At 70.3% G+C, this 24,562-nt stretch carries 21 protein-coding genes, 1 tRNA gene and 2 pseudogenes; 14 read left to right on the forward strand and 10 right to left on the reverse strand.

Annotation, left to right across the window (positions count from 1 at the left end):
• Positions 1-83: 83 nt before the first annotated feature.
• The 8 genes from QA802_RS20750 (at position 84) to QA802_RS20785 (ending at position 9,625) form a co-directional block, all read left to right on the forward strand.
• A complete protein-coding gene (locus QA802_RS20750) occupies positions 84-866 on the forward strand; it encodes a YcnI family copper-binding membrane protein (protein ID WP_334524843.1) in 783 nt (260 codons plus the stop codon).
• Between the two features lie 220 nt (positions 867-1,086).
• Positions 1,087-1,734: an SCO family protein gene (locus tag QA802_RS20755; protein WP_334524846.1), complete on the forward strand. Its 648-nt coding sequence runs from the start codon at positions 1,087-1,089 to the stop codon at positions 1,732-1,734.
• A complete protein-coding gene (locus tag QA802_RS20760) occupies positions 1,731-2,234 on the forward strand; it encodes a copper chaperone PCu(A)C (protein WP_334524849.1) in 504 nt (167 codons plus the stop codon). The genes QA802_RS20755 and QA802_RS20760 overlap by 4 nt, the downstream gene beginning before the upstream one ends.
• A gap of 13 nt (positions 2,235-2,247) precedes the next feature.
• Positions 2,248-4,422: a copper resistance CopC/CopD family protein gene (locus QA802_RS20765; protein WP_334524852.1), complete on the forward strand. Its 2,175-nt coding sequence runs from the start codon at positions 2,248-2,250 to the stop codon at positions 4,420-4,422.
• Positions 4,423-4,429: 7 nt separating this feature from the next.
• On the forward strand, positions 4,430-5,794 hold the full coding sequence (gene efeB, locus QA802_RS20770) for an iron uptake transporter deferrochelatase/peroxidase subunit (RefSeq protein ID WP_334524855.1): 1,365 nt from the start codon (positions 4,430-4,432) through the stop codon (positions 5,792-5,794).
• Positions 5,795-6,040: 246 nt separating this feature from the next.
• Positions 6,041-6,973, forward strand: a complete 933-nt coding sequence (gene pheA, locus QA802_RS20775; protein ID WP_334524858.1) for a prephenate dehydratase — start codon at positions 6,041-6,043, stop codon at positions 6,971-6,973.
• 559 nt (positions 6,974-7,532) lie between these two features.
• The gene (gene serS / locus QA802_RS20780; RefSeq protein ID WP_334524860.1) at positions 7,533-8,810 is read left to right on the forward strand and encodes a serine--tRNA ligase; all 1,278 of its coding nucleotides are present in this window, start codon (positions 7,533-7,535) and stop codon (positions 8,808-8,810) included.
• Positions 8,807-9,625 (forward strand): HAD family hydrolase, encoded by an 819-nt coding sequence (locus QA802_RS20785; RefSeq protein ID WP_334524863.1) that lies wholly within the window; start codon positions 8,807-8,809, stop codon positions 9,623-9,625. Before serS ends, QA802_RS20785 begins: the two co-directional genes overlap by 4 nt.
• Positions 9,626-9,890: 265 nt before the next feature.
• On the opposite strand, the gene QA802_RS20790 is transcribed toward QA802_RS20785, so the two are convergent.
• From QA802_RS20790 to QA802_RS20815, 6 genes are all read right to left on the reverse strand, one after another.
• Positions 9,891-9,975, reverse strand: a tRNA-Ser gene (locus QA802_RS20790).
• A gap of 330 nt (positions 9,976-10,305) precedes the next feature.
• On the reverse strand, positions 10,306-10,551 hold the full coding sequence (locus QA802_RS20795) for an SGM_3592 family protein (protein ID WP_319165738.1): 246 nt from the start codon (positions 10,549-10,551) through the stop codon (positions 10,306-10,308).
• 116 nt (positions 10,552-10,667) lie between these two features.
• Entirely contained in the window at positions 10,668-11,387 is a 720-nt protein-coding gene (locus tag QA802_RS20800) for an ABC transporter permease subunit (protein ID WP_334524866.1), read from the reverse strand.
• 12 nt (positions 11,388-11,399) lie between these two features.
• A complete protein-coding gene (locus QA802_RS20805; protein ID WP_334524869.1) occupies positions 11,400-12,311 on the reverse strand; it encodes an ABC transporter ATP-binding protein in 912 nt (303 codons plus the stop codon).
• Positions 12,308-13,216 (reverse strand): ABC transporter permease, encoded by a 909-nt coding sequence (locus QA802_RS20810; RefSeq protein WP_334524871.1) that lies wholly within the window; start codon positions 13,214-13,216, stop codon positions 12,308-12,310. Before QA802_RS20810 ends, QA802_RS20805 begins: the two co-directional genes overlap by 4 nt.
• Positions 13,206-14,183 carry an ABC transporter ATP-binding protein gene (locus QA802_RS20815; RefSeq protein WP_334534779.1) on the reverse strand — a complete coding sequence of 326 codons (978 nt, stop codon included), beginning with the start codon at positions 14,181-14,183 and terminating at the stop codon, positions 13,206-13,208. Before QA802_RS20815 ends, QA802_RS20810 begins: the two co-directional genes overlap by 11 nt.
• 281 nt (positions 14,184-14,464) lie before the next feature.
• Here QA802_RS20815 and QA802_RS20820 point away from each other — a divergent pair, with 281 nt between their 5' ends.
• Positions 14,465-16,360, forward strand: coding sequence for an SDR family oxidoreductase (locus QA802_RS20820; protein WP_334524874.1), 1,896 nt, complete (start codon positions 14,465-14,467; stop codon positions 16,358-16,360).
• Positions 16,361-16,578: 218 nt separating this feature from the next.
• On the forward strand, positions 16,579-17,157 hold the full coding sequence (locus QA802_RS20825; RefSeq protein ID WP_319165746.1) for an RNA 2'-phosphotransferase: 579 nt from the start codon (positions 16,579-16,581) through the stop codon (positions 17,155-17,157).
• A gap of 161 nt (positions 17,158-17,318) precedes the next feature.
• Here QA802_RS20825 and QA802_RS20830 read toward each other — a convergent pair whose 3' ends face one another.
• Both QA802_RS20830 and QA802_RS20835 read right to left on the reverse strand, forming a co-directional pair.
• Positions 17,319-18,581, reverse strand: a complete 1,263-nt coding sequence (locus tag QA802_RS20830; RefSeq protein ID WP_334524879.1) for an ABC transporter permease — start codon at positions 18,579-18,581, stop codon at positions 17,319-17,321.
• The gene (locus QA802_RS20835) at positions 18,578-19,462 is read right to left on the reverse strand and encodes an ABC transporter ATP-binding protein (protein WP_334524882.1); all 885 of its coding nucleotides are present in this window, start codon (positions 19,460-19,462) and stop codon (positions 18,578-18,580) included. The genes QA802_RS20830 and QA802_RS20835 overlap by 4 nt, the downstream gene beginning before the upstream one ends.
• 251 nt (positions 19,463-19,713) lie before the next feature.
• Between QA802_RS20835 and QA802_RS20840 the strand changes: the two genes are divergently transcribed.
• On the forward strand, positions 19,714-19,845 hold the full coding sequence (locus QA802_RS20840) for a hypothetical protein (RefSeq protein WP_334524885.1): 132 nt from the start codon (positions 19,714-19,716) through the stop codon (positions 19,843-19,845).
• Between the two features lie 56 nt (positions 19,846-19,901).
• On the opposite strand, the pseudogene QA802_RS41630 reads toward QA802_RS20840, so the two are convergent.
• Together QA802_RS41630 and QA802_RS20845 are read right to left on the reverse strand one after the other, a co-directional pair.
• Positions 19,902-20,015 (reverse strand): annotated as a pseudogene (locus QA802_RS41630) (class III lanthionine synthetase LanKC N-terminal domain-containing protein); the annotation flags it as partial.
• Positions 20,016-20,114: 99 nt separating this feature from the next.
• Positions 20,115-20,800: pseudogene (locus QA802_RS20845) on the reverse strand (LLM class flavin-dependent oxidoreductase); the annotation flags it as partial.
• Positions 20,801-20,823: 23 nt separating this feature from the next.
• On the opposite strand from QA802_RS20845, the gene QA802_RS20850 reads away from it, so the two are divergent.
• From QA802_RS20850 to QA802_RS20860, 3 genes are all read left to right on the forward strand, one after another.
• The gene (locus QA802_RS20850) at positions 20,824-22,257 is read left to right on the forward strand and encodes a recombinase family protein (protein WP_334524888.1); all 1,434 of its coding nucleotides are present in this window, start codon (positions 20,824-20,826) and stop codon (positions 22,255-22,257) included.
• 253 nt (positions 22,258-22,510) lie between these two features.
• Positions 22,511-22,702: a hypothetical protein gene (locus QA802_RS20855; RefSeq protein WP_334524891.1), complete on the forward strand. Its 192-nt coding sequence runs from the start codon at positions 22,511-22,513 to the stop codon at positions 22,700-22,702.
• Positions 22,703-22,840: 138 nt separating this feature from the next.
• Complete coding sequence (locus QA802_RS20860) at positions 22,841-24,367, forward strand: DnaB-like helicase N-terminal domain-containing protein (protein WP_334524894.1); 1,527 nt, start codon at positions 22,841-22,843, stop codon at positions 24,365-24,367.
• Positions 24,368-24,562: the final 195 nt, after the last annotated feature.

A 24,562-nucleotide genomic window follows, 5' to 3' on the forward strand; every position in this document is an offset into this window, starting at 1 on the left:
GGCAGCCGCGCGTGCGCACCTGCGTGCCCACGCCTCACCCTCACCCTCACCTCGGACTCACTCAGAGTGGAGTGCTCGCTGTCATGAAGGCCTCACGTACCGCTTCCCGCACTGCTTCCCGTACGGCCTGCCGCGTCGCCGCCGCTGCCGCCGCCGCCGGCTGCGCCGTGCTCGTCCTGTCCTCGCCCGCCTTCGCGCACGTCAGCGTCGCCGCCGAGGGCTCGGCCGCGAAGGGCGGCTACGCGGTCGTCGACTTCAAGGTCCCCAACGAGCGGGACAACGCCTCGACCACCAAGCTCGAGGTCGCCTTCCCGACCGATCACCCGCTGGCCTCCGCGATGCCGGAGCCGATCAACGGCTGGAACATCGTGGTCACCAAGGCCAAGCTCGCCAAGCCCATCGAGCTGCACGGCAAGCAGATCTCCGAGGCGGTCTCCAAGATCACCTGGACCGCCACCGGCGACGGCGTCAAGCCGGGCTTCTTCCAGAAGTTCCCCGTCTCCGTGGGCGCGCTGCCCGAGGACACCGACGAACTGGTCTTCAAGGCGATCCAGACGTACTCCAACAAGGAGGTCGTGCGCTGGATCGAGGTGCCTGCGGCCGGCGCCGAGGAGCCGGAGAACCCGGCCCCGGTGCTCGCCCTGACCGCCGCCTCCGAGGACGGCCACCACGGCACGGCCGCTTCCGACGACGCCGGGAAGCCCGACGACGCCAAGGCCGCCGCCAAGACGACCGAGGCCGCCTCCGACGGGAACGGCAGCGACACCACCGCCCGCGTACTCGGCGTGGTCGGCATCGTCGTCGGCGCCGCCGGTGTGGCGTACGGCGTGCTCGCCGGTCGCCGTCGGACCACCACCGAGGCCTGAGCCCCCGGCCGGCGCGGGCAGCCGCCACCGCCCGCGCCGGCTCCTCGACGGCGTGCCACCGGGCGCGCGCACGGTTCGTCCGGCGCGCTCTCGCCGTACGCCCGGCGTTCTCGCCGTACGCCCGGCGTTCTCGCCGTACGCCCGGGGCACCGCCGTACACCCGGGGGCACCGCCGTACACCCGGCGCCCGCCCGATTTCACACATCTGGGACATTCCTCTATGCGCAAGAAAACGTTCGCCGTGGCCGCGCTGTTCGCCGCCGCCACCCTCACCCTCTCCGCCTGCGGAACCGACGACAGCACGAGCCCCGTGGCGGTCGTCTCCCAGGAGGGCAAGCGGCAGGCCGCGACCGTGCTCGACCAGCCCTTCACCAAGCCCGCCCTGATCCTCACCGACACCCGGGGCGCCTCGTACGACCTCCGCAAGGAGACGGACGGCCACCCGACTCTCGTCTACTTCGGCTACACCAACTGCCCGGACGTCTGCCCGCTGACGATGAGCAACATCGCCGTCGCCAAGAAACAGCTGCCCAAGGCGGAGCAGGACGACCTGCGCGTCGTGTTCGTCACCACGGACCCGGACCGCGACACCCCCGCCGCGCTCGGCGCATGGCTCAAGGGCATCGACCCCCAGGTCGTCGGCCTGACCGGGAAGTTCGCGACGATCCAGACCGCCGCCCGCTCGCTCGGCATCTCCGTCGAGGCGCCGCACAAGGACAAGAACGGCAAGATCGTCTCGACCCACGGCACCCAGGTCGTCGCCTTCTCCCCGAAGACGAACGGCGGGTACCTCCTGTACGGCGAGAGCGCCAAGGTCGACGACTACATCAAGGACCTGCCCAAGATCATCAAGGGTGAGAACCCGTGAGTACGGCAAGGTCCGGTCGGGCGGGGCGGGCGCGGTTGCTGGCCGCGTCCTCCGCGGTCGTCACCGGGACGCTGCTGCTGGCGGGATGCGGATCGGACGGGGACGGGAACGGAAACGGAAACGGCCGGGCGGAGTTGTCCGTCCGTGCCGCCTACATTCCGCAGCCCGTCTCCGCCACCATGGCCGCCGGTTTCCTGACCATCGTCAACAAGGGTGGCGCACAGGACGAGTTGACGTCCGTCACCAGCACCGCGGCAGGCAGCGTCACCCTCCACAAGACCGTCGGGTCGTCGATGGAGGAGGTCACCGCCTTCGACATCCCCGCCCACGGTCAACTCGTGTTCAAGAGCGGCGGAAACCACCTGATGTTCGAGAACCTGAAGAGCAAGCCGGTACAGGGCGGCACAGTGACCGTCGAACTGCACTTCGCCGCTTCCGACCCGCTCGAGGTCGAGATCCCGGTGAAGTCCGCCACGTACGACCCGACGACCGGCCACTGAGGGAGGGACCACCTTGACGCAGACCATCGCCCCCCGCGTCCGGATGCTCGTGCTGCTGTTCCTGGCGGTCACCGGCGCGCTCCTCGCCGGCGCCGGACCCGCCTCCGCGCACGCCGCGCTGACCGGCAGCGACCCCGCGCAGGGGGTGGTGGTCGACAAGGCTCCCACGCAGGTGACGCTGACCTTCTCCGAGACCGTCTCGACGAACGACGACTCGTTGCGCGTCCTCGACCCCAAGGGCGCCAGGGTCGACGACGGCAAACCCTCCGAGGTCAGCGGCACCACCTACGCCGTCCAACTGCACTCGGGGCTGCCCGACGGCACGTACACCGTGACCTACCAGGTGGTCTCCGCCGACAGCCACCCCGTCGCCGGCGCCTACACCTTCTCGATCGGCGCCCCCTCCGCGACCAGCGTCTCGGTCTCCGACCAGAAGGCCGGCGGCGGAGTCGTCGGCCAGCTGTACGGCTTCGGCCGGTACGTGTCGTACGCCGGGTTCATCGTGATGGTCGGCGGCGGCGCCTTCGTGCTGGCCTGCTGGCAGCGCGGCACCGGAGTGCGGTCCCTGCAGCGGCTCGTCGTCTCCGGCTGGCTCGCGATGACCGCGGCCACCCTGTTCCTGCTGCTCCTGCGCGGCTCCTACACCCGCTCAGGCACGCTCGGGGACGTCTTCGACCTCGACCTCCTGGGCGAAGCCCTGCAGACCAAGACCGGCGCGGCCCTGGTCTCCCGGCTGCTGCTGCTAGCCGCGGCCGCCCTGTTCATCGCCGTGCTCTTCGGCGCCTACGACAAGCGGGAGGCCGAGGAGAAGCGGGACCTGACCTTCGGGCTGGCCGTCGGCGGAACCGTCGTGGCAGCCGGGCTCGCGGCGAGCTGGGCCATGTCCGAGCACGCGTCGACCGGACTACAGCCGGGCATCGCCATGCCGGTGGACGTGCTGCACCTGCTGGCGGTCGCGACCTGGCTCGGGGGGCTCGCCGCACTGCTCGTCGCGCTGTACCGCGCGCCTGCCGACCGTCCCGTCGACGCCACGGCCGTCCGGCGGTTCTCCCAGGTCGCCTTCGGCAGCGTCCTCGCCGTGGTCGCCACCGGCATCTACCAGTCCTGGCGTCAGCTCGGCTCCTGGTCCGCCTTCACCGACACCCGTTACGGGCAGCTGCTGCTCGTCAAGATCGGGCTCGTGGCGCTGCTCGTCGGCATCGCCTGCATCTCCCGTGGGTGGACGGCGCGGCTAGCGGTTCCGACCACGGCCGGGACCGCGGCCCGCGAGTCCGCATCCGGAACGTCGCCCGCCGGGCCATCGGCCGCCGGGGCGTCCGCATCCGAAGAGTCCTCACGCGAGAAGGAGCGTGTCCCAGCGGCGGCTGCCGGAACCGGCGACGCCGCCGGGGCGGCCTCGGGCAAATCCCGGAACGCCGAGAGCCCCGCGCCCGCCAAGGGCTCCGGGGGCTCCGGAGGCTCCGAGGACTCCAAGGGCGCCGAGGGCTCCGAAGGTTCCGAGGGCTCCGAAGGTTCCGAGGACTCCAAGGGCTCCGACGGCTCCGAGGCCAAGGACAAGAACGGTGCCGAGGGCACCGGGACCGACCGCTCCGAAGGCGGCGAGCGGGTCGCACAGCTCGCCCGGCAGCAGGCAGCCGTCGACGCCGCACGGCAGAAGCGGCTGCGGGACGCTGACGGCGAGAGGTTCGGCCTGCGCCGCTCGGTGCTCGCCGAGACCGCCGTCGCCGTCGTCCTGCTCGCCGTCACCACCGTCCTGACATCGACCGAGCCCGGCCGTACGGAGCAGGACGCCGCCAAGGCCACCCGATCCTCCTCGTCCTCGGCCTCCAAGGCAGACTCCGCCTCGGGCGCCCTCACCCTGGACATGTCGTTCGACACCGGCGGCGCCGACGGCAAGGGCGTGGTGAGCGTGGACCTCGATCCCGCACGCACCGGCGCCAACGAGATGCACGTGTACGTGACGCGGCCCAACGGCCGTGCCTTCGACGTGCCCGAGGTGAAGGTCGCCTTCACCCTCGAGTCCAAGAGCATCGGGCCGCTGCCCGTCGCCCCCGACCACATCACCACCGGCCACTGGTCGGCGAACGGCGTACAGATCCCCATGGCCGGCGAATGGAAGATCGCCGTGACCGTGCGGACCTCCGACATCGACCAGGTGACCGTATCCAAGAACGCGCAGATCGGCTGACCCTCACATGCCCGACCAGTCCCTCCCCGAGGCGCCCACCCCCGTGACCCGTTCCACCGGATCCCGTGCCCCCGAAACCCCCGCCTCCACCGCCACCGCCGCCGCCCCGGCCGACGGGAGCACCCAGCGGCCCGCCTCGACGGAGACCCCCGCCAAGGACCTGACGCGACGCCGACTGCTCGGCGCGGCTGGCGCCTCCGGACTCGTCCTCGGCGCGGCAGGCACGGCCGCGGGATACGCGGCGGCACCCGCAGAGGCGACCCCTCTGTCCTCGGTCGGGGCCGGGCAGGCGATGTTCCACGTGAAACATCAGCCCGGCATCACCCAGGGCCTCCAGGCCCGCGGCCACCTCATTGCCTTCGACCTCGCGGCCGGCGCGGGGCGCAAGGAGGCCGCCGCTCTGCTGCGCCGCTGGTCGGAGACGGCCCGACGGCTGATGGCGGGCGAGGCGGCCGCGCACGACGACACGGATGTCGCCCGGGACGCCGGACCGTCCTCGCTGACGGTCACCTTCGGTTTCGGCAACAGCTTCTTCACTCGCACCGGCTTGGAGAAGCAGCGCCCGGTCGCTCTCGACCCCCTGCCCGCCTTCTCCTCCGACCATCTCGACGCCGCCCTCAGCAACGGCGACCTCTGGGTGCAGATCGGCGCGGACGACGCCCTGGTCGCCTTCCACGCCCTCCGGGCGATCCAAAAGGACGCGGGCAGCGCGGCGAAGGTCCGCTGGCAGATGAACGGCTTCAACCGCACGCCGGGTGCGACCGCCCACCCCATGACGGCCCGCAACCTGATGGGTCAGATGGACGGGACCCGCAACCCCAAGCCGGCCGAAGCCGACTTCGACCAGCGCATCTTCGTCCCGGCGGACAGCGCGAAGGACCCGGCGTGGATGGCGAACGGCTCCTACGCCGTCGTCCGCCGGATCCGGATGCTCCTCGACGACTGGGAGAAGCTGTCGCTGAAGGCGCAGGAGCAGGTCATCGGGCGGCGGAAGGCGGACGGGGCACCTCTGTCGGGGGGCACCGAGACGACCGAGATGGACCTGGAGAAGACGGACGCGAACGGCGATCTGGTCGTCCCGATCAACGCACACGCCCGCATCACCCGCCCCGACCAGAACGGCGGCGCGGCGATGCTGCGACGCCCCTTCTCCTACCACGACGGCATCGACCCGGACGGCACTCCGGACGCAGGCCTGTTGTTCGTCTGCTGGCAGGCGGACCCGCTGCGCGGCTTCGTGACCGTGCAGCGCAAGCTGGACCGCGGGGACGCCCTGTCGCAGTACCTCCGCCACGAGTCGAGCGGACTGTTCGCGGTGCCGGGCGGAGCGGCGAAGGGCGAGTACGTGGGACAGCGACTGCTGGAGGCGTGAGACGGACGGTCCGGACCCGGCACGACGAGCGGGGACCGCGACGCGACGGACAGCGGCGGCGGCATCAGCTGCTGCATCGGCGGCGGCTGCTGCTTCTGTATCGGCTGGGGCTGCTGCTTCTTCTGCATCGGCCGCTCCTGTATCGGCGGCAGCGTGAGGTTACGCCTTCGCGCGCGGATTCATTCCTGCGAGGGGGAGTGGTGAGACGCATGCGCCCGGACACGCAAGGGCCATTAGGGTGAGGTCATGCCAGCGAGCTATGCGTATCTCGGCCCCGAGGGCACCTTCACGGAGGTCGCCCTGCGCACGCTTCCGGAGGCGGCCACCCGGCAGCTGATCCCTTACGTGTCGGTGCAGTCCGCGCTCGACGCGGTGCGCGCCGGCGAGGCCGAGGCCGCGTTCGTGCCCATCGAGAACTCCGTCGAGGGCGGGATCACCGCCACGCTGGACGCGCTGGTCTTGGGTACGCCGTTGATGATCTACCGCGAGGTACTCCTGTCGATCACCTTCGCGCTGCTCGTCCGGCCCGGCACGGAACTGTCGGACATCAAGACGGTCTCCGCCCACCCGGCGGCGCAGCCCCAGGTGCGCAACTGGCTGAAGGCGAACCTGCCGGACGCCGTCTGGGAGTCGGCCGCCTCGAACGCGGACGCCGCCCGGCTGGTCCAGGAGGGCCGTTACGACGCCGCTTTCGCGGGCGAGTTCACGGCCGCCCGGTACGGGCTCACCGCCCTGGAGAGCGGGATCCACGACGCCGAGAACGCGCAGACCCGGTTCGTGCTGGTGGGCCGGCCCGCCCGGCCTGCCGCGCCGACCGGCTCGGACAAGACGTCCGTGGTGCTGTGGCAGCGGGACGACCATCCCGGCGCTCTGCGCGACCTGCTGGGCGAGTTCGCCACCCGGGGCGTCAACCTCATGGTGCTGCAGTCCCGGCCGACGGGTGCCGGCATCGGCAACTACTGCTTCTGCATCGACGCCGAGGGGCACATCACCGACCGCCGGATGGCCGAGGCGCTCATGGGCCTGAAGCGGATCTGCCGCGAGGTGCGCTTCCTGGGCTCGTATCCGCGTGCGGAAGTGAGCCCGACGGACGTCACCGTGCCGCTGCCGGGGACCTCGGACAGCGAGTTCGTGGCAGCGGCGGACTGGGTGGCGCGCTGCCAGGACGGCCGCTTCTAGCCGCTTCCAGCCGGTCCTACCTGCATATCTTCGTTATCCACAGAAGTTATCCACAGGCTCGCTTCTCGACCTGGGGACAAGTCGACAACGAAGCACCACACAGTCGACAAATCGGCCTGTGTCACCTCAAGGCGGCCCGCAACCCGCACATCACCCTTCGTCCACCTGTTTCCTTCGATCAATCCCTTGGGGCGACCCAATTCCACCCGAAAGTGCCTACGAGTGGCGTTCGGGCAAGGAATTCGACCCGGAACGGGCGGACATCGGAATGATCCATTCCGATGTCCACAGAGCTTTCGCACACCCTGTGGATAACTCACACGAGGTGCGGAGCCCTGTGGACAACCCGGCCCTCAAATCCCGTGCGCCGCAAGGAAATCGAGTCAATGAGACGCCCGTCACATAATCCGTCCCAGGGAGTGAGACGCGCTTTATTGACACGCTCGGCAATTACGTCATAACAGAACGTAAGGCGCGATTCGGAACACCGGACGGCGGTTCGGAACGGGACCGGAATGGGAGTCGTGAGCGCCGACCCCGCACGGGTAGCCTTGACCGCGTGATTGACCTTCGCCTGCTCCGTGAGGACCCCGACCGTGCGCGCGCCTCCCAGCGCGCCCGTGGAGAGGACGTCGCGCTCGTCGACGCTCTCCTGTCTGCCGATGAACGGCGCAGGTCGTCCGGCGTCCGTTTCGACGAGCTGCGCAACGAGCAGAAGTCGCTCGGCAAGCTCATCCCCAAGGCCTCCGCGGACGAGAAGGCCGAGCTGCTGAAGAAGGCGAGCCAGCTCGCCGCCGACGTCAAGGCAGCCGACGCCGAGCGCGACGCCGCCGACGCCGAGACCCAGGAACTCCTGCAGCGACTCGGCAACCTCGTGCACCCCGACGTGCCCGTGGGCGGCGAGGAGGACTTCGTCACCCTCGAGACGCACGGCACGATCCGCGACTTCGGCGCCGAGGGATTCGAGCCCAAGGACCACCTGGAGCTCGGCCAGATCCTCGGCGCGATCGACGTCGAGCGCGGCGCGAAGGTCTCCGGCTCGCGCTTCTACTTCCTCACCGGCGTCGGCGCCCTGCTGGAGCTGGCCCTGGTGAACGCGGCGATCGCGCAGGCCACGGCGGCCGGGTTCACCCCGATGCTCACCCCCGCGCTGGTACGCCCGCAGTCGATGGCCGGCACCGGCTTCCTCGGCCAGGCCGCCCAGGACGTCTACCACCTCGACAAGGACGACCTCTACCTGGTCGGCACCTCCGAGGTCCCGCTCGCCGCGTACCACATGGACGAGATCATCGACGCGGACAGGCTGCCGCTGCGGTACGCGGGCTTCTCGCCCTGCTTCCGCCGCGAGGCCGGCTCGCACGGCAAGGACACCAAGGGCATCTTCCGCGTCCACCAGTTCGACAAGGTCGAGATGTTCTCGTACGTCACGCCGGAGGACTCGCAGGCCGAGCACCAGCGGCTGCTCGCGTGGGAGAAGCAGTGGCTGTCCGCGCTGGAGCTGCCGTTCCGCGTCATCGACGTCGCGTCCGGCGACCTCGGCTCCTCGGCCGCCCGCAAGTTCGACTGCGAGGCCTGGATCCCGACGCAGGGCAAGTACCGCGAGCTGACCTCGACGTCGGACTGCACCGAGTTCCAGTCCCGCCGTCTGTCGATCCGTGTCCGCGAAGGCAAGCAGATCCGCCCGCTGGCCACGCTCAACGGCACGTTGTGCGCCGTCCCGCGCACGATCGTCGCCATCCTGGAGAACCACCAGCAGGCCGACGGCTCCGTGTACGTGCCCGAGGTGCTGCGCCCGTACCTCGGCGGCCGGGAGGTCCTGGAGCCGGTCGCCAAGTGAGCACCGAGCCTGCCGCCGGACAGTTCCCCCACCGTCTGATCGCGACCGACCTCGACGGGACGCTCCTGCGCTCCGACGACACGGTCTCGCAGCGCACCCGTGACGTCCTCGCCGCGGCCACCGCGGCGGGGGCCGTGCACATCGTCGTGACCGGCCGCGCGGTCCCGTGGACCCGGCACATCCTCGACGACCTCGGCTACGACGGCCTCGCGGTCTGCGGACAGGGCGCGCAGGTGTACCACGCGGGCGAGCACCGTCTGCTGACGTCGGTGACCCTGGACCGGCAGCTGGCAGGCGTGGCGCTCGCCAAGATCGAGGCAGAGGTCGGTCCACTGCACCTGGCGGCCAGCCGGGGCGGTCTGGACGGGGAAGTGCTGGTGGGGCAGGGATACGCGCTCAGGGGCGCCCTGCAGTCGATCCCGCTGACGGACGCGTCCGAGCTGTGGTCGGCCCCACTGAACAAGATCTTCATCCAGCATCCCGAGCTCTCGGACGACGCCCTGGCCGAGGCGGCCCGCAGAGCCGCGGGAGGTTTCGTCACGGTCGCCGTGGCCGGGGCGGGCATCGTGGAGCTGCTCCCCCTGGGCCTCTCCAAGGCCACGGGCCTCTCGCTGGCCGCCCGCCGTCTGGGTCTCAAGGCCGCCGACACGATCGCCTTCGGCGACATGCCCAACGACATCCCGATGTTCGCCTGGTCCGCCCACGGCGTGGCCATGGCCAACGCCCACGAGGAACTGAAGTCGGTGGCGGACGACATCACCGCCTCCAACGACGCCGACGGCATCGCCACCACCCTGGAACCCCTCCTCCCCTGACCCACCCCGACCAACCAACGCAAGGAGAGGTGCAGGCAACTGCGCAAACATGACCGCAAGCGACCAGCCACGCCAGCGGGGACACGAGGAACCGCAGACATGACCGCAAGCGATCAGCAGCGCAGCTAGGGGCGCGGGGAACCGCGCGACCGGCCCCCACCGGCGCGCAGGACCGAACCAGCCCGCAGTCTCCGGCGCGTTGGAGGGAACACCCCCTCAAGAACCCTTGCGCCGAACCTCGCCCGATCCCAGTGACAACGTCTCGCGGAGGATGCACGGATCGAACGTGCGCGGGGGTCACCCCGACCACGGCTTAGCAAGCCGGTGCCTTGCCTCTCGGCCAATCCTCCGGGTGGGCGGCCCACGCGAGAGCGACATCGCGTGCTCGAAGCGGCCGCCCCGGGCAGTCCCCGTATGCGGTGCGGTTCGTCGGAGGGGTAACTACTCCGGAACCCGCCGCCGGCTGCCCTGAAGGGAGCTCGACGCATTGCCGTGCATGGACATCGCCGAACTCCTCTCCCGGTCTGGTGACGCCGGATCCCCTCCGGCCGTCCGCGCCGCGCGCCTTGCGGCCCTGCGCGCCTTGCGTCGCGCGCCCTGCGCGTACAACCACTGTGCCCGGGGGGCGAGTCGGACGCCACCGAATAAAACAGCCGTGCGAAAGCGGCCCCGACCCGGCACTACCGGCGGCGCCACCTGCGTCGGCGCGCCTTGCTGAAGAACCAGCCGGCCGGCGGCTCGTCCGACCGCCAGGGCTGGGGCTCCGGCTCCTCAGCGCGCCACCGCGCGGCGAGCATCCGGGCCCGGGCGGACGGCTCGGAGGTCCCGGCGGCCCGTACGAAGTCCTCGTCCAGGACGAGGTCGTCCCAGACCTCGCCCTCCTCGGACCGTTTACGGGCGTCGTCCGCCGCTATGTCGTCCGCCATCCCCGTCCTCCTAGCCGTGTCGGGCCATGCCATGTCACGCCGTGCTGTGTCCAGTGTGCGAAGGCGCCCGTGAAGTCACCGTCAAGAACGGTCCGGGCAACCCCGGCAGGGGCCGCTCACTCCTCCCCGGCGAGCGTGAGCGTCCGCAGCTTCTGGCCGGCGTACCAGGTGGCCAGTACGGTCACCGCGACCAGCAGCACCGTGGCCGTGGTCAGTCCGACGTCCGAGGTGACCAGGTCCCCGCCCGCCGTCTTGTGGGCGACGGCCAGCGACCACTGCTGGACGCTGAGCGTGCGGGCGCCCGGTACCAGGGAGCCGAACAGGGCCTCCCAGACGAGGGCGTAGACCAGACCGAAGACCACCGCGTGCCGGGACACCGTGCCCAGCAGCAGGAACAGGGCGGCGTAGGCGATGGAGGAGACCAGCGCGGCCACCGTGTAGGCCACGGCGATCTGCTGGCCGTTGCCGTTGAGGATGAACCCGGCGATCAGCGTCGGCAGGGCCGAGAAGACCATCGTGACCGCGATCGCCACGATCAGCTTGGTGAAGATGATCGTGGACCGCTTCAGCGGCTTGGACAGCAGATAGACCACGGAGCCGTCGTCGATCTCCGGGCCGATCGCGCCCGTGCCGGCGATGACGCCGATGATCGGGACCATCGTGGCGAGCGCGAGGCCGCCGAGCAGGTCCGACGCGGTCTGGTCGTCGGCTCCGGCCAGGCCGCGCACTACCACGGAGATCGCGATGAGCAGCAGGGGCAGGGCGCCCAGGATGAGGGCCCGGCGCTTGCCGAGCAGAGCCCGGTACGTGAGCCGGGCGACTGTGGGGTCGTACATCTCCAAGGCCTCCTACGCCGCGACCAGGTACGAGAACACGGACTCGAGGGACTCGTCGGACGGCGAGACCGTGAGCAGCCGGATGCCGTGGTCCCTGGCGACCTTCGGCAGCAGCGTGGTGAAGCGGCCGAAGTCGACGGCCTGGACGCGCAGCGCGCCCTCGGCCACGTCGACCTCGATGCCGGAGGTCGACGGGTCGGCGATCAGCGCGGCCGCGAGGGCGCGGTCGTCGCTGGAACGCACCAGGTAGCGGTGCGGCCGGTCGGTCATCAGGCGGCGGATCTTTCGGAAGTCGCCGCTGGCCGCGTGCCGGCCGGCGACGACCACCTCGATGTGCCAGGCGAGTTGCTCGACCTCTTCGAGGATGTGCGACGAGAACAGCACGGTGCGGCCTTCGTCGCCCATCCGCCGCAGCAGGTCCATCAGCTGCATGCGCTGGCGCGGGTCCATGCCGTTGAACGGCTCGTCGAGGAGCAGCAGCGACGGGTCGTGGACGAGGGCGCTCGCCATCTTCACGCGCTGGCGCATGCCCTTGGAGTACGTGGCGATCTTGCGGTCCTGCGCGTACTCCATCTCGACCGTGGCCAGCGCCTTCTGCGCGGCCTTGGCCCCCAGGCCGTGCAGTTCGGCGTTGGCGACCACGAACTCGCGGCCGGTGAGGAAGTCGTACATCGCCTCGCGTTCGGGGACGACGCCGATGTGCCGGTAGATCTCCTCGTTGCGCCAGACGGGCTGTCCGTCGAGGGTGACCGTGCCGGTGGAGGGTGCCAGGAAGCCGCCCATCATGTTGATGAGGGTGGACTTGCCGGCGCCGTTGGGGCCGAGCAGGCCGGTGACGCCGGGGCCGATGGTCATCGTGACGTCGTTGACGGCGACGACGTTGCCGAACCAGCGGGAGACGTGGTCGATGCTGAGCGTGGTCACAGGCCCACCTTCCGGTAGCGGCGGATCAGGAGGCCGTAGCTCGCGGCGATCAGGCCGAGGAGGACGAGGACGTAGGCCACGCCCTCTCCGTTCGTGGGACCGACCCCGCCCGGGAAGGCGGATGCGGCGCCGAGGAACGCCGACTGCACGCCGTCGATCAGCGTGACCGGCGAGAACAGGCCGATCCAGGCGATGGATCCGGTGCTGTCCTGCGTCTCCGCGATGGCCTGGAGCGTGGAGACGGCGCCGTAGGAGATGGTCAGGACGGCGATGACGGCGGCGATGCCGAAGCCTCGCCGCGGTGTCGCCGAGGCGATGACCAGGCCGATGCCGGCGAAGAGCAGGGAGAGCAGTGCCACGGAGACGAGTCCCTGACCGAATCCCTCGGTCTGGTCGGCGAAGTCGAGCTTGGCCAGCAGCGCGCCGACGTACAGCACGAGCAGCGGGGCCGCGGTGAGGACGAACAGGGCCGAGGCCAGCGCCGCGAACTTGGCGCGCACGTAGTCCGCGGTCTCGATGGGCCGCGAGAAGTACAGCGGCACGGTCTTGAAACGCAGGTCGCGCGAGACGGACTGGGGTGCCTGCGAGGCGACGTACAGGCTGATGACCGCCTGCATGATGATCGCGTACCGCGTGTAGTCGACCGGCAGTTCCTTCGCCTTGGTGGCGACGGCGACGGCGACCATGATGGCGGCCGGCACGCACATGACGACGAACAGCAGCATCGGCAGCACCTTGGACTTCACCGAGCGGCCGAGGCCGTAGGCGCCGCGCAGGGACTGCGAGTACAGGGAGCGGCGGGCGTAGGCGCGGCCGAGGCGGGGGCCGTCGTAGCTGCGGTAGCCGATGTTGTGGATACGGGTCTGGTCGCCCGAGGGGGCGGTGACCGGGTGTTCAACTGCCATGGCCGACGGCCTCCTTCCGCTGCTGGTCGCTGCTGGCGTCGCTGTCCTTGAAGACCTCGGCGATGTGGTGCCGTCGCTGTTCCATGCGCACCAGGCCGAGTCCGAGGTCGGCGACCGTGTCGCGGACGACGTCGTAGGTCTCCTCGCCCTGTGCGGTCAGCAGCAGGATGTGGCCGGCGCCCGGCAGGCCGCTGCCGGCCTCGGCGACCTCCACCCCACGCGCGTGGAGCGCGTCGCGGACCGCGCGGGTGCCGTCCGGGTGGTCGTCGGTGTCGGTGACCTCGATGGCGAGGGTGGTGGTGGTCTGGGTGAAGTCGGTGGTGGAGCTGGAGCGCAGGAGCTTGCCGCCGTCGACGACGACGACGTGGTCGCAGGTGCGCTCCAGTTCGCCCAGCAGGTGGGAGGTGACCAGGACCGAGATGCCGAAGTCTGTGTGGATGCGGCGGATCAGGCCCAGCATCTCGTCGCGGCCGACCGGGTCGAGGCCGTTGGTCGGCTCGTCGAGGAAGACCAGCTGCGGGTCGTGGACGAGGGCCTGGGCGAGCTTCACGCGCTGCTTCATGCCGGTCGAGTAGCCGCCGATGGGGCGGTAGCGCTCCTCGTACAGACCGACGTGGCGCAGGGTGTCCGCGGTGCGTTCGCGCGCCGCGGTGGGCGGCAGGCCGGACATGCGCGCCATGTGCACGACGAACTCGGTGGCCGAGACGTCGGGCGGCAGGCAGTCGTGCTCCGGCATGTAGCCGACCCGCTCGCGGATGTCGGCGCCCTTGGTCGCGACGTCGAGGCCGAGCACTTCTGCGCGGCCCTCCGTGGCGGGCGACAGACCCAGCAGGATCTTGATCAGTGTGGACTTGCCGGCCCCGTTGGCTCCGACGAGCCCGGTCACACCGGGCCCGACATCCACGGAGAGCCGGTCAAGAGCGGTCACCCGGGGGAACCGCTTGCTCAGGCTTTCGGTCGCGATCACAGTCACGTCCTCAAAATTAGTGACGCACGCCACGAAGTTCGTCAACCTTCAGAGCCGTCTTCGCCTCAGACCTCAGATGTACGGGCCCGTAGGGGATCCCATGCCTGAGAGCTACGGATCGCGGTCGCACGGCTCACGCCCGCCCTGTTGACGACTTCTCTAACAAGTGCCAGATTCAGCGTCGTCGGGTTACGAACGCGTCGGGTTACGGACTCGTCGGTTACGAACGCGTCGGCTTACGGACGCGAACCGCGGTCGGCGTCGACCGGGGCGGAGGAGAAGTGACGATGCTGGAGGGCGCGCGCGAGCGCCGGGTGCGGACCGGCGGGATCGAGCTGTGCGTCGTCGAACTGGGCGATCCGCGGCGGCCGACGGTGGTGCTGGTGCACGGCTACCCCGACAGCAAGGAGGTGTGGTCCGAGGTCGCGGCCCGGCTGGCCGGCCGCTTCCACGTGGTGCTGTACGACGTCCGGGGCCACGGCCGGTCCGAGGCGCCGAGGCCGCTGCGGGGCGGGTTCACCCTGGAGAAGCTGACCGACGACTTCCTGGCGGTCGCGGACGCGGTCAGCCCGGACGGACCGGTGCACCTGGTGGGGCACGACTGGGGTTCGGTGCAGGCCTGGGAGTTCGTGACCGTCCGGCGTACCGAGGGCCGTATCGCTTCCTTCACCTCGTCGTCCGGGCCGTCCCTCGACCACTTCGGCCACTGGATCGCGACGCGCGTGAACAAGCCGACCCCGCGCCGGGTCGGCCAACTCCTCGGCCAGGGAGCCAAGTCCTGGTACGTGTATCTGCTGCACACCCCCGTGCTGCCCGAACTCGCCTGGCGCGGGCCGCTCGGCAAGCGCTGGCCGGGCATCCTGCGACGGGTGGAGAAGGTTCCCGCCGACGCCTATCCGACGCCCTCGCTGCCGTCGGACGCGGCCAACGGCGCCTGGCTGTACCGGGACAACGTCAGGACCCGGCTGCGCCGTCCGCGCGCCGACGCGCACGCGCACGTGCCGGTGCAGCTCATCACTCCTCTCGGCGACCGGTTCCTGTCGGAGCGGCTGTACGACGGATTGGAGGAGTGGGTACCGCGGTTGACGCGGCGCACCCTCCCTGCCGGACACTGGGTCCCGCGCACCCGCCCCGACCGACTCGCGTCCTGGATCGACGACTTCGTCTCGTCGGTCGAGAAGGAACGGGACGGAAGCAACCCCGCAAGCGACGCCGGAACCAACCCCGCAAGCGCCATCGGAAGCAGCGCAGGAAGCGCGGCCGGAGGCAACGGAAGCGGAGTGGAAACGGTCCGGACGACCCGCAGGAGCGGTGGCCGGCCGGGGCGCGTGCGTGCCGTCGCCGACCGGTATGCCGAACGTTTCGGCGGGCAGTTGGTCCTCGTCACCGGTGCGGGCAGCGGCATCGGACGGGCCACGGCGCTCGCGTTCGCCGAGGCGGGCGCACGCGTCATCGTCGTCGACCGGGATGCGGACGGCGCGGCCCGCACCGCCGAGCTGTCCCGCCGGGTCGGCGCACCCGATGCCTGGGCGGTGGCAGTTGACGTCTCCGACGAGCAGGCCATGGAGAAACTCGCCGCGAAGGTGCACACCGACCACGGCGTGCTGGACGTGCTGGTGAACAACGCCGGCATCGGTATGGCGGGCTCCTTCTTCGACACGACGTCCGACGACTGGCGCCGGGTGCTGGACGTCAACCTGTGGGGCGTCATTCATGGTTGCCGTCTCTTCGGGCGGGCGATGGCCGAGCGCGGGCAGGGCGGCCACATCGTCAACATCGCGTCGGCGGCGGCCTTCCAGCCCTCCAGGACGCTGCCGGCCTACAGCACCTCCAAGGCCGCGGTGCTGATGCTGAGCGAGTGCCTGCGCGCCGAACTGGCGGGCCGGGACATCGGGGTTACGGCGATCTGCCCCGGTCTGGTGAACACCGGCATCACGGCCACCGCGACCTTCGTGGGAGTCGACGCGGAGGATGAACGACGTCGGCAGAAGCGCGCGGCGCGCCTGTACGGGATGCGCAACTACCCGCCGGAGAAGGTCGCGCAAGCGATCCTGCGCGCGGTCGTGCAGGACGATGCGATGGTCACGGTCACTCCGGAGGCGAAGACCGCGCACGTGCTGTCCCGTTTCCTGCCGCGGGCGTTGAGGGCGCTCGCGCGCGTGAGTCCGCCCGTGTGAGAAGCCCTCACGCCCGAACGGGCCGTGTTCCACGGTGGGGTGCCCCGCCCGCCTCGAGTAGTGATGCTCCATCAGGACGTTGGGGAACTCCGTTGTGGCGTACGTCGGTTGTCCACAGAATCATCAAGTACCCTGTGGATAACTCGAGTTGCTTGTGGATCAAACCTCGGCGTCAAAACAAAATGCGTGATGCGCGTCTCTCCCGTCATGCTGAGTGGATGAACGAAAAGGACGGTCCTGACAGCGGCAGGGACGACAGACGCACCGTGAAGGTGTCGAAGTACCTCTCGAAGCACCTGCGCCACCAGCCCGAGCGGATCGGCCTCACACTCGACGAGGCCGGCTGGGTCGAGATCGACGAGCTCATCGCGGCGTGCGCCGCCCACGGATTCCGCTTCACCCGTGACGAGCTGGACCACGTCGTCGCCGCCAACGACAAGAAGCGCTTCGCGATCGACGGCACCCGGATCCGCGCCAGCCAGGGCCACAGCGTCGAGGTCGACCTCGGGCTGGAGCCGGCCGTCCCACCGTCGTACCTCTACCACGGGACCGTGGCCCGCTCGCTGGACGCCATCCGGGCCGAGGGGCTGCGGCCGATGAACCGGCACGACGTGCACCTCTCGGCCGACCGGGAAACCGCCACCAGGGTCGGTGCCCGCCGGGGCCGCCCCGTGGTGCTCTCCGTCGACGCGGGTGCCATGCACCGGGACGGCCATGTCTTCCATCTCAGCGCCAACGGCGTCTGGCTGACGAAGGCCGTGCCCCCGCAGTACCTGCGGTTCTCAGCCCGTGGCTAGTGCCGCGAACGGAACTAGGCGGGTGCGCCCGATGACCGTTTCACGTGAAACCTGGCACGGACGGTTTCACGGAAACGGGTGACGCGGGGGTGCGGGTGGCACGGGGGTGCGGGTGGTACGGGTGACGTGGTGGTGCGGGTGGTTCCCTTCGTTGTCCGCGGTCAGTCGGTCAGCTTCATGACCTGACGGAACGAGAGCTTGCGGTCGGTCTGGAGGAGCGCCCGGCGGTACACCCGGCTGCTCACCCCGACGATGAGCACCGCGGCGGCGATCGACAGGCCGAGCGCGGCGGCCGGCTCCCACCAGGCGGTCTCTCCCGCCAGGACACGGGCCGGCATGGTGACGGTCGAGGTCAGCGGGATGAAGGAGAGGATCTCGCGCACGTTGCCGGACACGGTGACGCCGACGATGAACACCAGCGCGGTGATCGCGTTCACCGGCGTCGTGGTGGACTGGATGTCCTCGCTCCGGGTGGCGAGCGCGCCCGCCGCGGCGAACAGGCAGGCCAGGACGACGATGCCCACGACGTAGAAGACGAGGAACCAGCCCAGCCCGGAGCTGATGTCGGCGAGGAAGTCCTGCTCGCCCGTGGCCACCAGACCGCCGATGCCGACCAGGCAGAACAGCGCCATCTGGGCGAGTGCCAGCAGCGTGGAACCGACGATCTTGCCGACCAGCAGCGACCGCAGCGGCACGGAGCTCGCGATGAGCTCGACGATGCGGTTCTGCTTCTCCTCCACGACGCTGGTCGCCAGCGCGGCGCCGAGCAGAACGGCGGCCAGGTAGAAGAGGAACCCGAAGAAGTACGTCGTCATCCGGACCGCGCCCTCGGGCGTCTCGTCGGCCGACAGCAGGACGTGCTTGACCTCCGCCCCTTGGGTGAGGGCCGTCAGGCTGGTTCCGGCGGCCTGCGCGTTGTCGGCGAGGGCCTTCGACTGCACAGCGGCGCCGATCCAGGTGGCGGCTATGTCGTTCTGACCGGTGTCGCCCACCAGGACCCAACGCCCGCCCTCGAACAGGAGCCCGGCCTCGGCGTCGCCGGACCGCACGGCTTCGCGGACCTGAGCGGCGGACGACTCCTGCCGGACCGTGATCTCGACGTCCTGGTCCGCCTGGACGGCCAGTTGCTCGGCCTGGTCGGCGATCCGGCCGGCCTGCTGGTCGGCCACCGCGACGGTGATCTTGCCCATCGAGTCCGCCAGGTAGAGCTGCAGTCCGATCGCACCCACGATCAGAGCGAGGGTGACCAGCGTCGACAGCAGGAAGCTGCGGTTGGTGAGCTTCACCGAGATCTCGCGGGCGGCGACGATCCGCCAGGCGGACGTGCCGGCCGTACGGGGCGGGGTACCGGAAGCCGCGGGCGTGCCCTGCGGATCGGGCGGCGTCTCGGACCGGTGCGCAGAGTTCGAGGTCACGGTGCTCATGCGGAGGTCATCTCCCGGTAGACGTCGGCGATGCTGGGAACGACAGGGGTGAAGGCGTGCACGGGTCCGCGGCGCAGGGCCTCCGTCAGGAGCGCGCCGTGATCGGCGTCGGCGGCGAGCTCGACGTACGCTCCGTCGGGCAGCTCCTCGACGTCGGTCACGCCGGGGACGTCGCGCGCCCAGCCGGCCGGAGCTCCCGTGACCAGGTGGTACCGGGGCTTGTCGCGGTGCCGGAGCTCGTCCGCGGTGCCCTTGCCGACGACATGTCCGGCGGCCATGATCACCAGGTCGTCGCAGAGCCGCTCGACCAGGTCGAGCTGGTGGGAGGAGAACAGCACCGGGATGCCCGCGGCGGCGTACTCGCGCAGCAGCTCGGCCATCGTGTCGACGGCGTGCGGGTCGAGTCCGGAGAAGGGCTCGTCGAGGACGAGCAGTTTGGGGGAGCCGAGCAGCGCGGCCGCGATCTGCACGCGCTGCTGGTTGCCCAGGGACAGCGACTCCAACCGGGCCTGGCTCTTCTCCGCGAGGCCCAGACGGTCGAGCAGTTCAAGGATGTGGCGGCGTGCGTCGGCGGCGCTCTGGCCTCGGAGCCGGGCCAGGTAGACGAGCTGGCTGAGGACCGTCTGCTTGGGGTAGAGGCCCCGCTCCTCCGGCATGTAGCCGAAGTCCCTGCGGTCGGCGGCCGTGACGGGGTCGCCGTCCCAGCGGATCTCGCCGCCGTTCGCGGCCAGTACGCCCATGATCATGCGCATGGTGGTGGTCTTGCCCGCGCCGTTCCCGCCGACGAACCCGGCCAACCGGCCCCTGGCCACCCGGAAGGACACCCCGTCGACGGCACGATGGTCGCCGAAGTCTCGTACGAGTTCTTCCAGTTCCAACATTCGTGTCTTCTCTCGGCTCGGTTGATAGGAGGCTGTGGTGGAGGGGATCGAGCGGCGGCGGACACCGTCAAGTCAGGGCTGCGGCTGCGGGTGCGGGGCCTCTTCGCATGGGTCGCGCAGGCCGGCGGCGCAGCCGGTGCGCTCCGGCGCCGACGCCGGGCGCGGCAGGTGCCGGCTCCACAGGTGCCGTCTCCACAGGTGCGTCTCGTCCGTCCGCGGGCTCTGGTAGCCGGGTCCGGCGCCTTGACGACATGCCGGCCCATGGCGGCGACGGCCGACGGGAGACCTGGTGTGAGGCCCACCGCGAGGAGACCCGCGCCATCCTGGGCTTCATCGGCGTGAAGCTGCTGACGGTGGCGGCCCCGCCGGATCCTGACCCATGAGGAGCGCGAAGCCGGGGGTGCCGCTCGTCGGGGACGAGTTCGCCGTTCGGCGCTGTGATCGCGGGTGCTGGGGTGCCATCCTCGAGGCGGGTGGTCTTCAGCACGAAGTCACCGTAACTCACGTGCAACGGCCCCTGCTCGCAACGGAGATCACTCAGCACGGACGGTGCGGGCGTCCCTCCGACGAGGCCGTCGAGGTCGTCCGCAGCGGTGCGCGGAGCTTTCTCGTCGACCTGGTCCGCGGGCCATGGCCCGCCCGTCCCCGCCCCTCAGCCCAGCCGGGTGAGGGCCTCGGTCGCGATGTCCTCGAAGACGGCCTGGTCGGCGGCGAAGTCGGAGTCCGCGATCGGCCAGTGAACCACGATCTCGGTGAAGCCGAGTTCGCGGTGGCGCCCCGCGAAGTCGACGAAGGCCTCCACGGACTCCAGCGGCCGGCTCCGGTCCGGCGTGAACCCGGTCAGCAGGATCCTGTCCAGCTCCGCCCCGTCGCGCCCGGCGTCGGCGCACGCCTTGGCAAGGTTGGCGAGCTGGCCGCGCAGCGCCGCGTCCGACTGCTCCGGGGTCCCCTCCTCGTACAGCTTGGGATCGCCGGTCGTCACCCACGCCTGCCCGTACCGGGCCGCCAGCTTCAGCCCGCGCGGCCCGGTCGCGGCCACCGCGAAGGGAAGCCGGGGGCGCTGGACGCAGCCCGGAATGTTGCGGGCCTCGTCGGCGGAGTAGTGGGCGCCCTGGTGGCTCACCGCGTCCTCGGTGAGAAGACGGTCGAGCAGCGTACGAACTCACCGAAGCGGTCCGCGCGTTCCCGCGGCGTCCACGCAGGCCGGCCCAGTACCGTGGCGTCGAAGCCGTTGCCACCCGCGCCGATGCCCAGTGTGACCCGGCCGCCCGAGACGTCGTCGAGCGAGATCAACTCCTTGGCGAGGGCCACCGGGTGGCGGAAGTTGGGTGAGCCCACTCCGTGCTCATACCATCGGTCCCATGCGACGACCCAGGCCCCACGAGCCGACCATAACCTCAGGTGAGCCTGCGGCTCTCTACTGCCGGATATCCCAGGCAGACGACGACGATCAGACCGGCGTCGATCGGCAGGAACGTATCTGCAGGGAGATCGCCGAACGCCGGGGCCTCACCATCGACCCCGCCCACGTCTTCGTCGACAACAGCCGGTCGGCGTGGAGCCGGGGCCGGAAGCGGCCTGGCTGGGACCAGCTTCTCGAACGTGCCCAGCGGCACGAGTTCCGGCACGTCATCGCGTACCACCCGGACCGGCTGATGCGGCAGCCGAGGGACCTGGAGGAACTGCTCCAGGTCTCCGACGAGCACCGGATCACGCTGCACGGCGAGGCGAACCGACGGGACCTGTCGGACCCCGACGACCGGTTCATCCTTCGCATCGAGGTCGCCCATGCCTGCCGGTCGTCCGACGACACCTCCCGGCGGCTCAAGTCGGCGCTGAAGGAGCGCGTCGAGAACGGTCTGCCGCACTCGGGCAAGCGCCGCTTCGGGTACGAGACGGACGGCGTGACGATCAAGGAGGACGAGGCCGAGATCGTCCGAGAGGTCTTCGACCGGTACCTCAAGGGCCAGAGCCCGAGCGCGATCGCCCTGGTCTTCCACAAGCGCGGCATCAAGACCGTGTACGGCAAGGAATGGTCACAGGGCACGGTCCGCGCGCTCCTCGACTCCCGCCATGTCGCCGGCATCCGCATGCACCAGGGCGAAGAGGTGGGCCCGGGCAAGTGGCCCGCGATCATCGACCAGGGGGTGTGGGAGGAGACCCGCGCACGGCGCGAGTACCGGTCCGCCGTGCACCAGACGAACCTGGAGCTGCGGCGCTTCTACCTGCTGCGCGGCCTGGTGATGTGCTCGCGCTGCGGCACCCTCATGTCCGGCACGAAAATCGGCGGGGTGCCGTCGTACCTCTGCACGCGGAAGAGCCGCAACGGCACCAAGAAGTGCGTGCGGCGCATCGCCGCACTGAAGCTGGAGGAGTTCGTCACGGAGGCCGCCATCGACCTGCTCGGGAGGCTCACCGTCTCCGGCCAGCTCGCGTCGACCTCGCTGCCCGACGCGGCGGCCGAGTCCGTCGAGGCCGACCAGCGGCAACTCGACGAGCTCAACGAGATGTGGACCGCGAAGGAGATCTCCACGGCGGAGTTCCGCAAGATGCGCAAGGAGATCACCGACCGCATCGCCAAGGCGCAGCGCCGCCTCGTCGTACGGCCGATGAAGCTACTCGACGGGCTGACGGGCGCGGGCGCGAGAGACGCCTGGAACGCCGCGGAGATGACGGACGAGCGGCGCAACGCAGTGCTGCGGTTTCTCTTCTCCGGCGTGGTGATCGACGCCTCCGGCAAGCCGAGTGGGGTCTTCGACTGGGACCGGATCGCCATCGCGCAGAACCCGCTGTAGGCGAGGCGATGAGGCGAAGACCAGGAGCACAGCTGGGCGCGGCGGCGGAGCAACATAGCAGCAGATCGCCGGTTACCCAAACCGGCGATTCTCCGGAAACTGAAGGCCGCCTCGGAGGACCTGCCAGTCCTTCGTACGCGGCACGCACGGCCCAGGCGTTGGAGCGCCTCGGGCCAAGCGCGCGACAGACCGCCCATCGAACGACCGGCGGTGCGGAGCCTGCCAGCTCCGTACCGCCAGCAAGGACCTGCTCATGCCCCTGTCGTCCGCCCGCCAGGACGCCGTAGCCGCCCCCCGCACGCCGAGTCGCCGCGAAGCCCAGGCAGCAGCCCGTACCCAAGCCCTGACGCGCGTGTGCGCGGGATTCACGACGACGATCAGCCCGCACAGCGCCTCGCGACTGGCCGACCTGATGTCGACCACGACGTACGCGAAGGCCGCGTAGACGCGGCAGCCGCAGACATGGGAGCGGCCCCCGGCGTTGGAGCGCCGAAGGCCGTAACGACTCCCAGACGACCGCCCATAAACGATCTGCCCCGGTGCCGGGACTGCCATCCCGTACGGCACCGAGTGAGGAAGTTCTGTGCCCCAGGGTACGTTCCAGCCTGCCCGTACCGCATCCCCACAGACGAACTCCCGGTTCGACGCCGACGAGGGCCCTGGTCTGTCCATGCCGCCCCACCACCTGGAGGCGGAGCAGGCCGTCCTCGGCGCCTGCATGTACACCCCCGCGGCTGTCGACGCCGCCCGCCCGATCCTTCAGGCCGCCGACTTCTACCACCCGGCGCACGCCGACATCTGGCGTTCAGTGCTCTCACTGAGGGACGAGGGTTCGCCCACCGACCCCATCGCGCTCGGCGAGGAACTCGGGCGGATCGGCGCACTCGCCCGCATCGGCGGTGCCGCCTACCTCCACACACTCGCCATCGCGACGCCGGGGCCGGGCAACTGCGACTACTACGCCGAGATCGTGCGGGAAAAGGCGGAGCTTCGCCGTCTGCAAGCGGTGGCAGTGCAGACCTTGCAGCAGAGTGGGGCCGAGGGTGCCGATCCCGATCAGATACGCACGCACTTGCAGAGTGCCCTCGACACCACCGCTGGGCGAGGGGTGTCCGGTAGCGGCAGGCTCGGTCGGTTCGCCGTCGACGGCTGGGACTTCGTCAGCGAGTACGGCGCCCAGGTTCCGCCGATCTGGGGCACGCCCGAGCAGACGGGGTGGGCGAGCGGCGAAAGCATGATGTTGGTCGGCCCGCCGGGCGTCGGCAAGAGCACCATCGCGCACCAGCTCGTCATGGCCAGGCTCGGCTTCCAGAGGCTGGTGCTCGGCATGCCGGTCACCGAGGGCAGGCGCGTGCTGTACCTCGCGATGGACCGACCTCCGCAGATCGCCCGCGCTTTGCGCCGCCTGGTACGGCCGATCGACGAGGAGATCCTCCGGGACCGTCTGGTGGTCTGGGCCGGGCCCCTGCCGACCACGCTCGACCGCGAGCCGAACCTCCTCGCCGAACTAGCCGCCCACCACGACGCTGACACCGTCGTCATCGACAGCATCAAGGACATCGTCGGCAAGCTCACCGACGACGAGGCTGTCGGCGCGTACAACCGAGCCCGGCAGCAGCTTCTCCGCTCCGGAGCGGAACTGCTGGAGCTGCACCACCAGCGCAAGGCCACGGCCGACGCCAAGCCGGGCGGACGTCCGACTCTGGACAGGGTGTACGGCACCACGTGGTTCACCGCCGGCGCGGGCAGCGTGATGATCCTCAGCGGGGGAGCGGGGAACACGGTGGTCGAACTTCACCACGCAAAGACGGTGACCGGCGAGATAGGCCCGCTCACGGTGATCCACGACCACCAGCGTGGCACGTCGAGGGTCGACGAGCCCCTCGACCCGTACAAGCTCCTGTACGACGCACCCAACGGACTGACCAGCAAGGAGCTGGCCGCACAGATGACCGGCGAACTGGACCCGAGCGCCAAGGACCAGGAGAAGGCGCGGCGAGTGCTCAAGGGTCTGTTCGAGGCCGGGCAGGCCACCAAGGACCAGGAGCTCGGCGGCAACCGCCAGGTGCGGTATCGGGCCAGGGCTCGGCACATGGTCGCCGTTTCCTGAGGAAACGGGGCTCGGCGGACGGGCACCCCGGCATTGGACCGGCAGCTCACGCGAGCACTCACGGACCACGCCCCGGAGAACGCCCCGCACACTCCTCACATGGCTCACGCCGCCGAGGAAAGTGCAGATCAGAGGCTCACGCGGGCCCGCACACACCTCACACCACCGGTCACTCACGCGCGGTCCCCTCCTTGT

Origin of the sequence: Streptomyces sp. B21-105 (assembly GCF_036898465.1) — a bacterium.
Classification (GTDB): Bacteria; Actinomycetota; Actinomycetes; order Streptomycetales; family Streptomycetaceae; genus Streptomyces.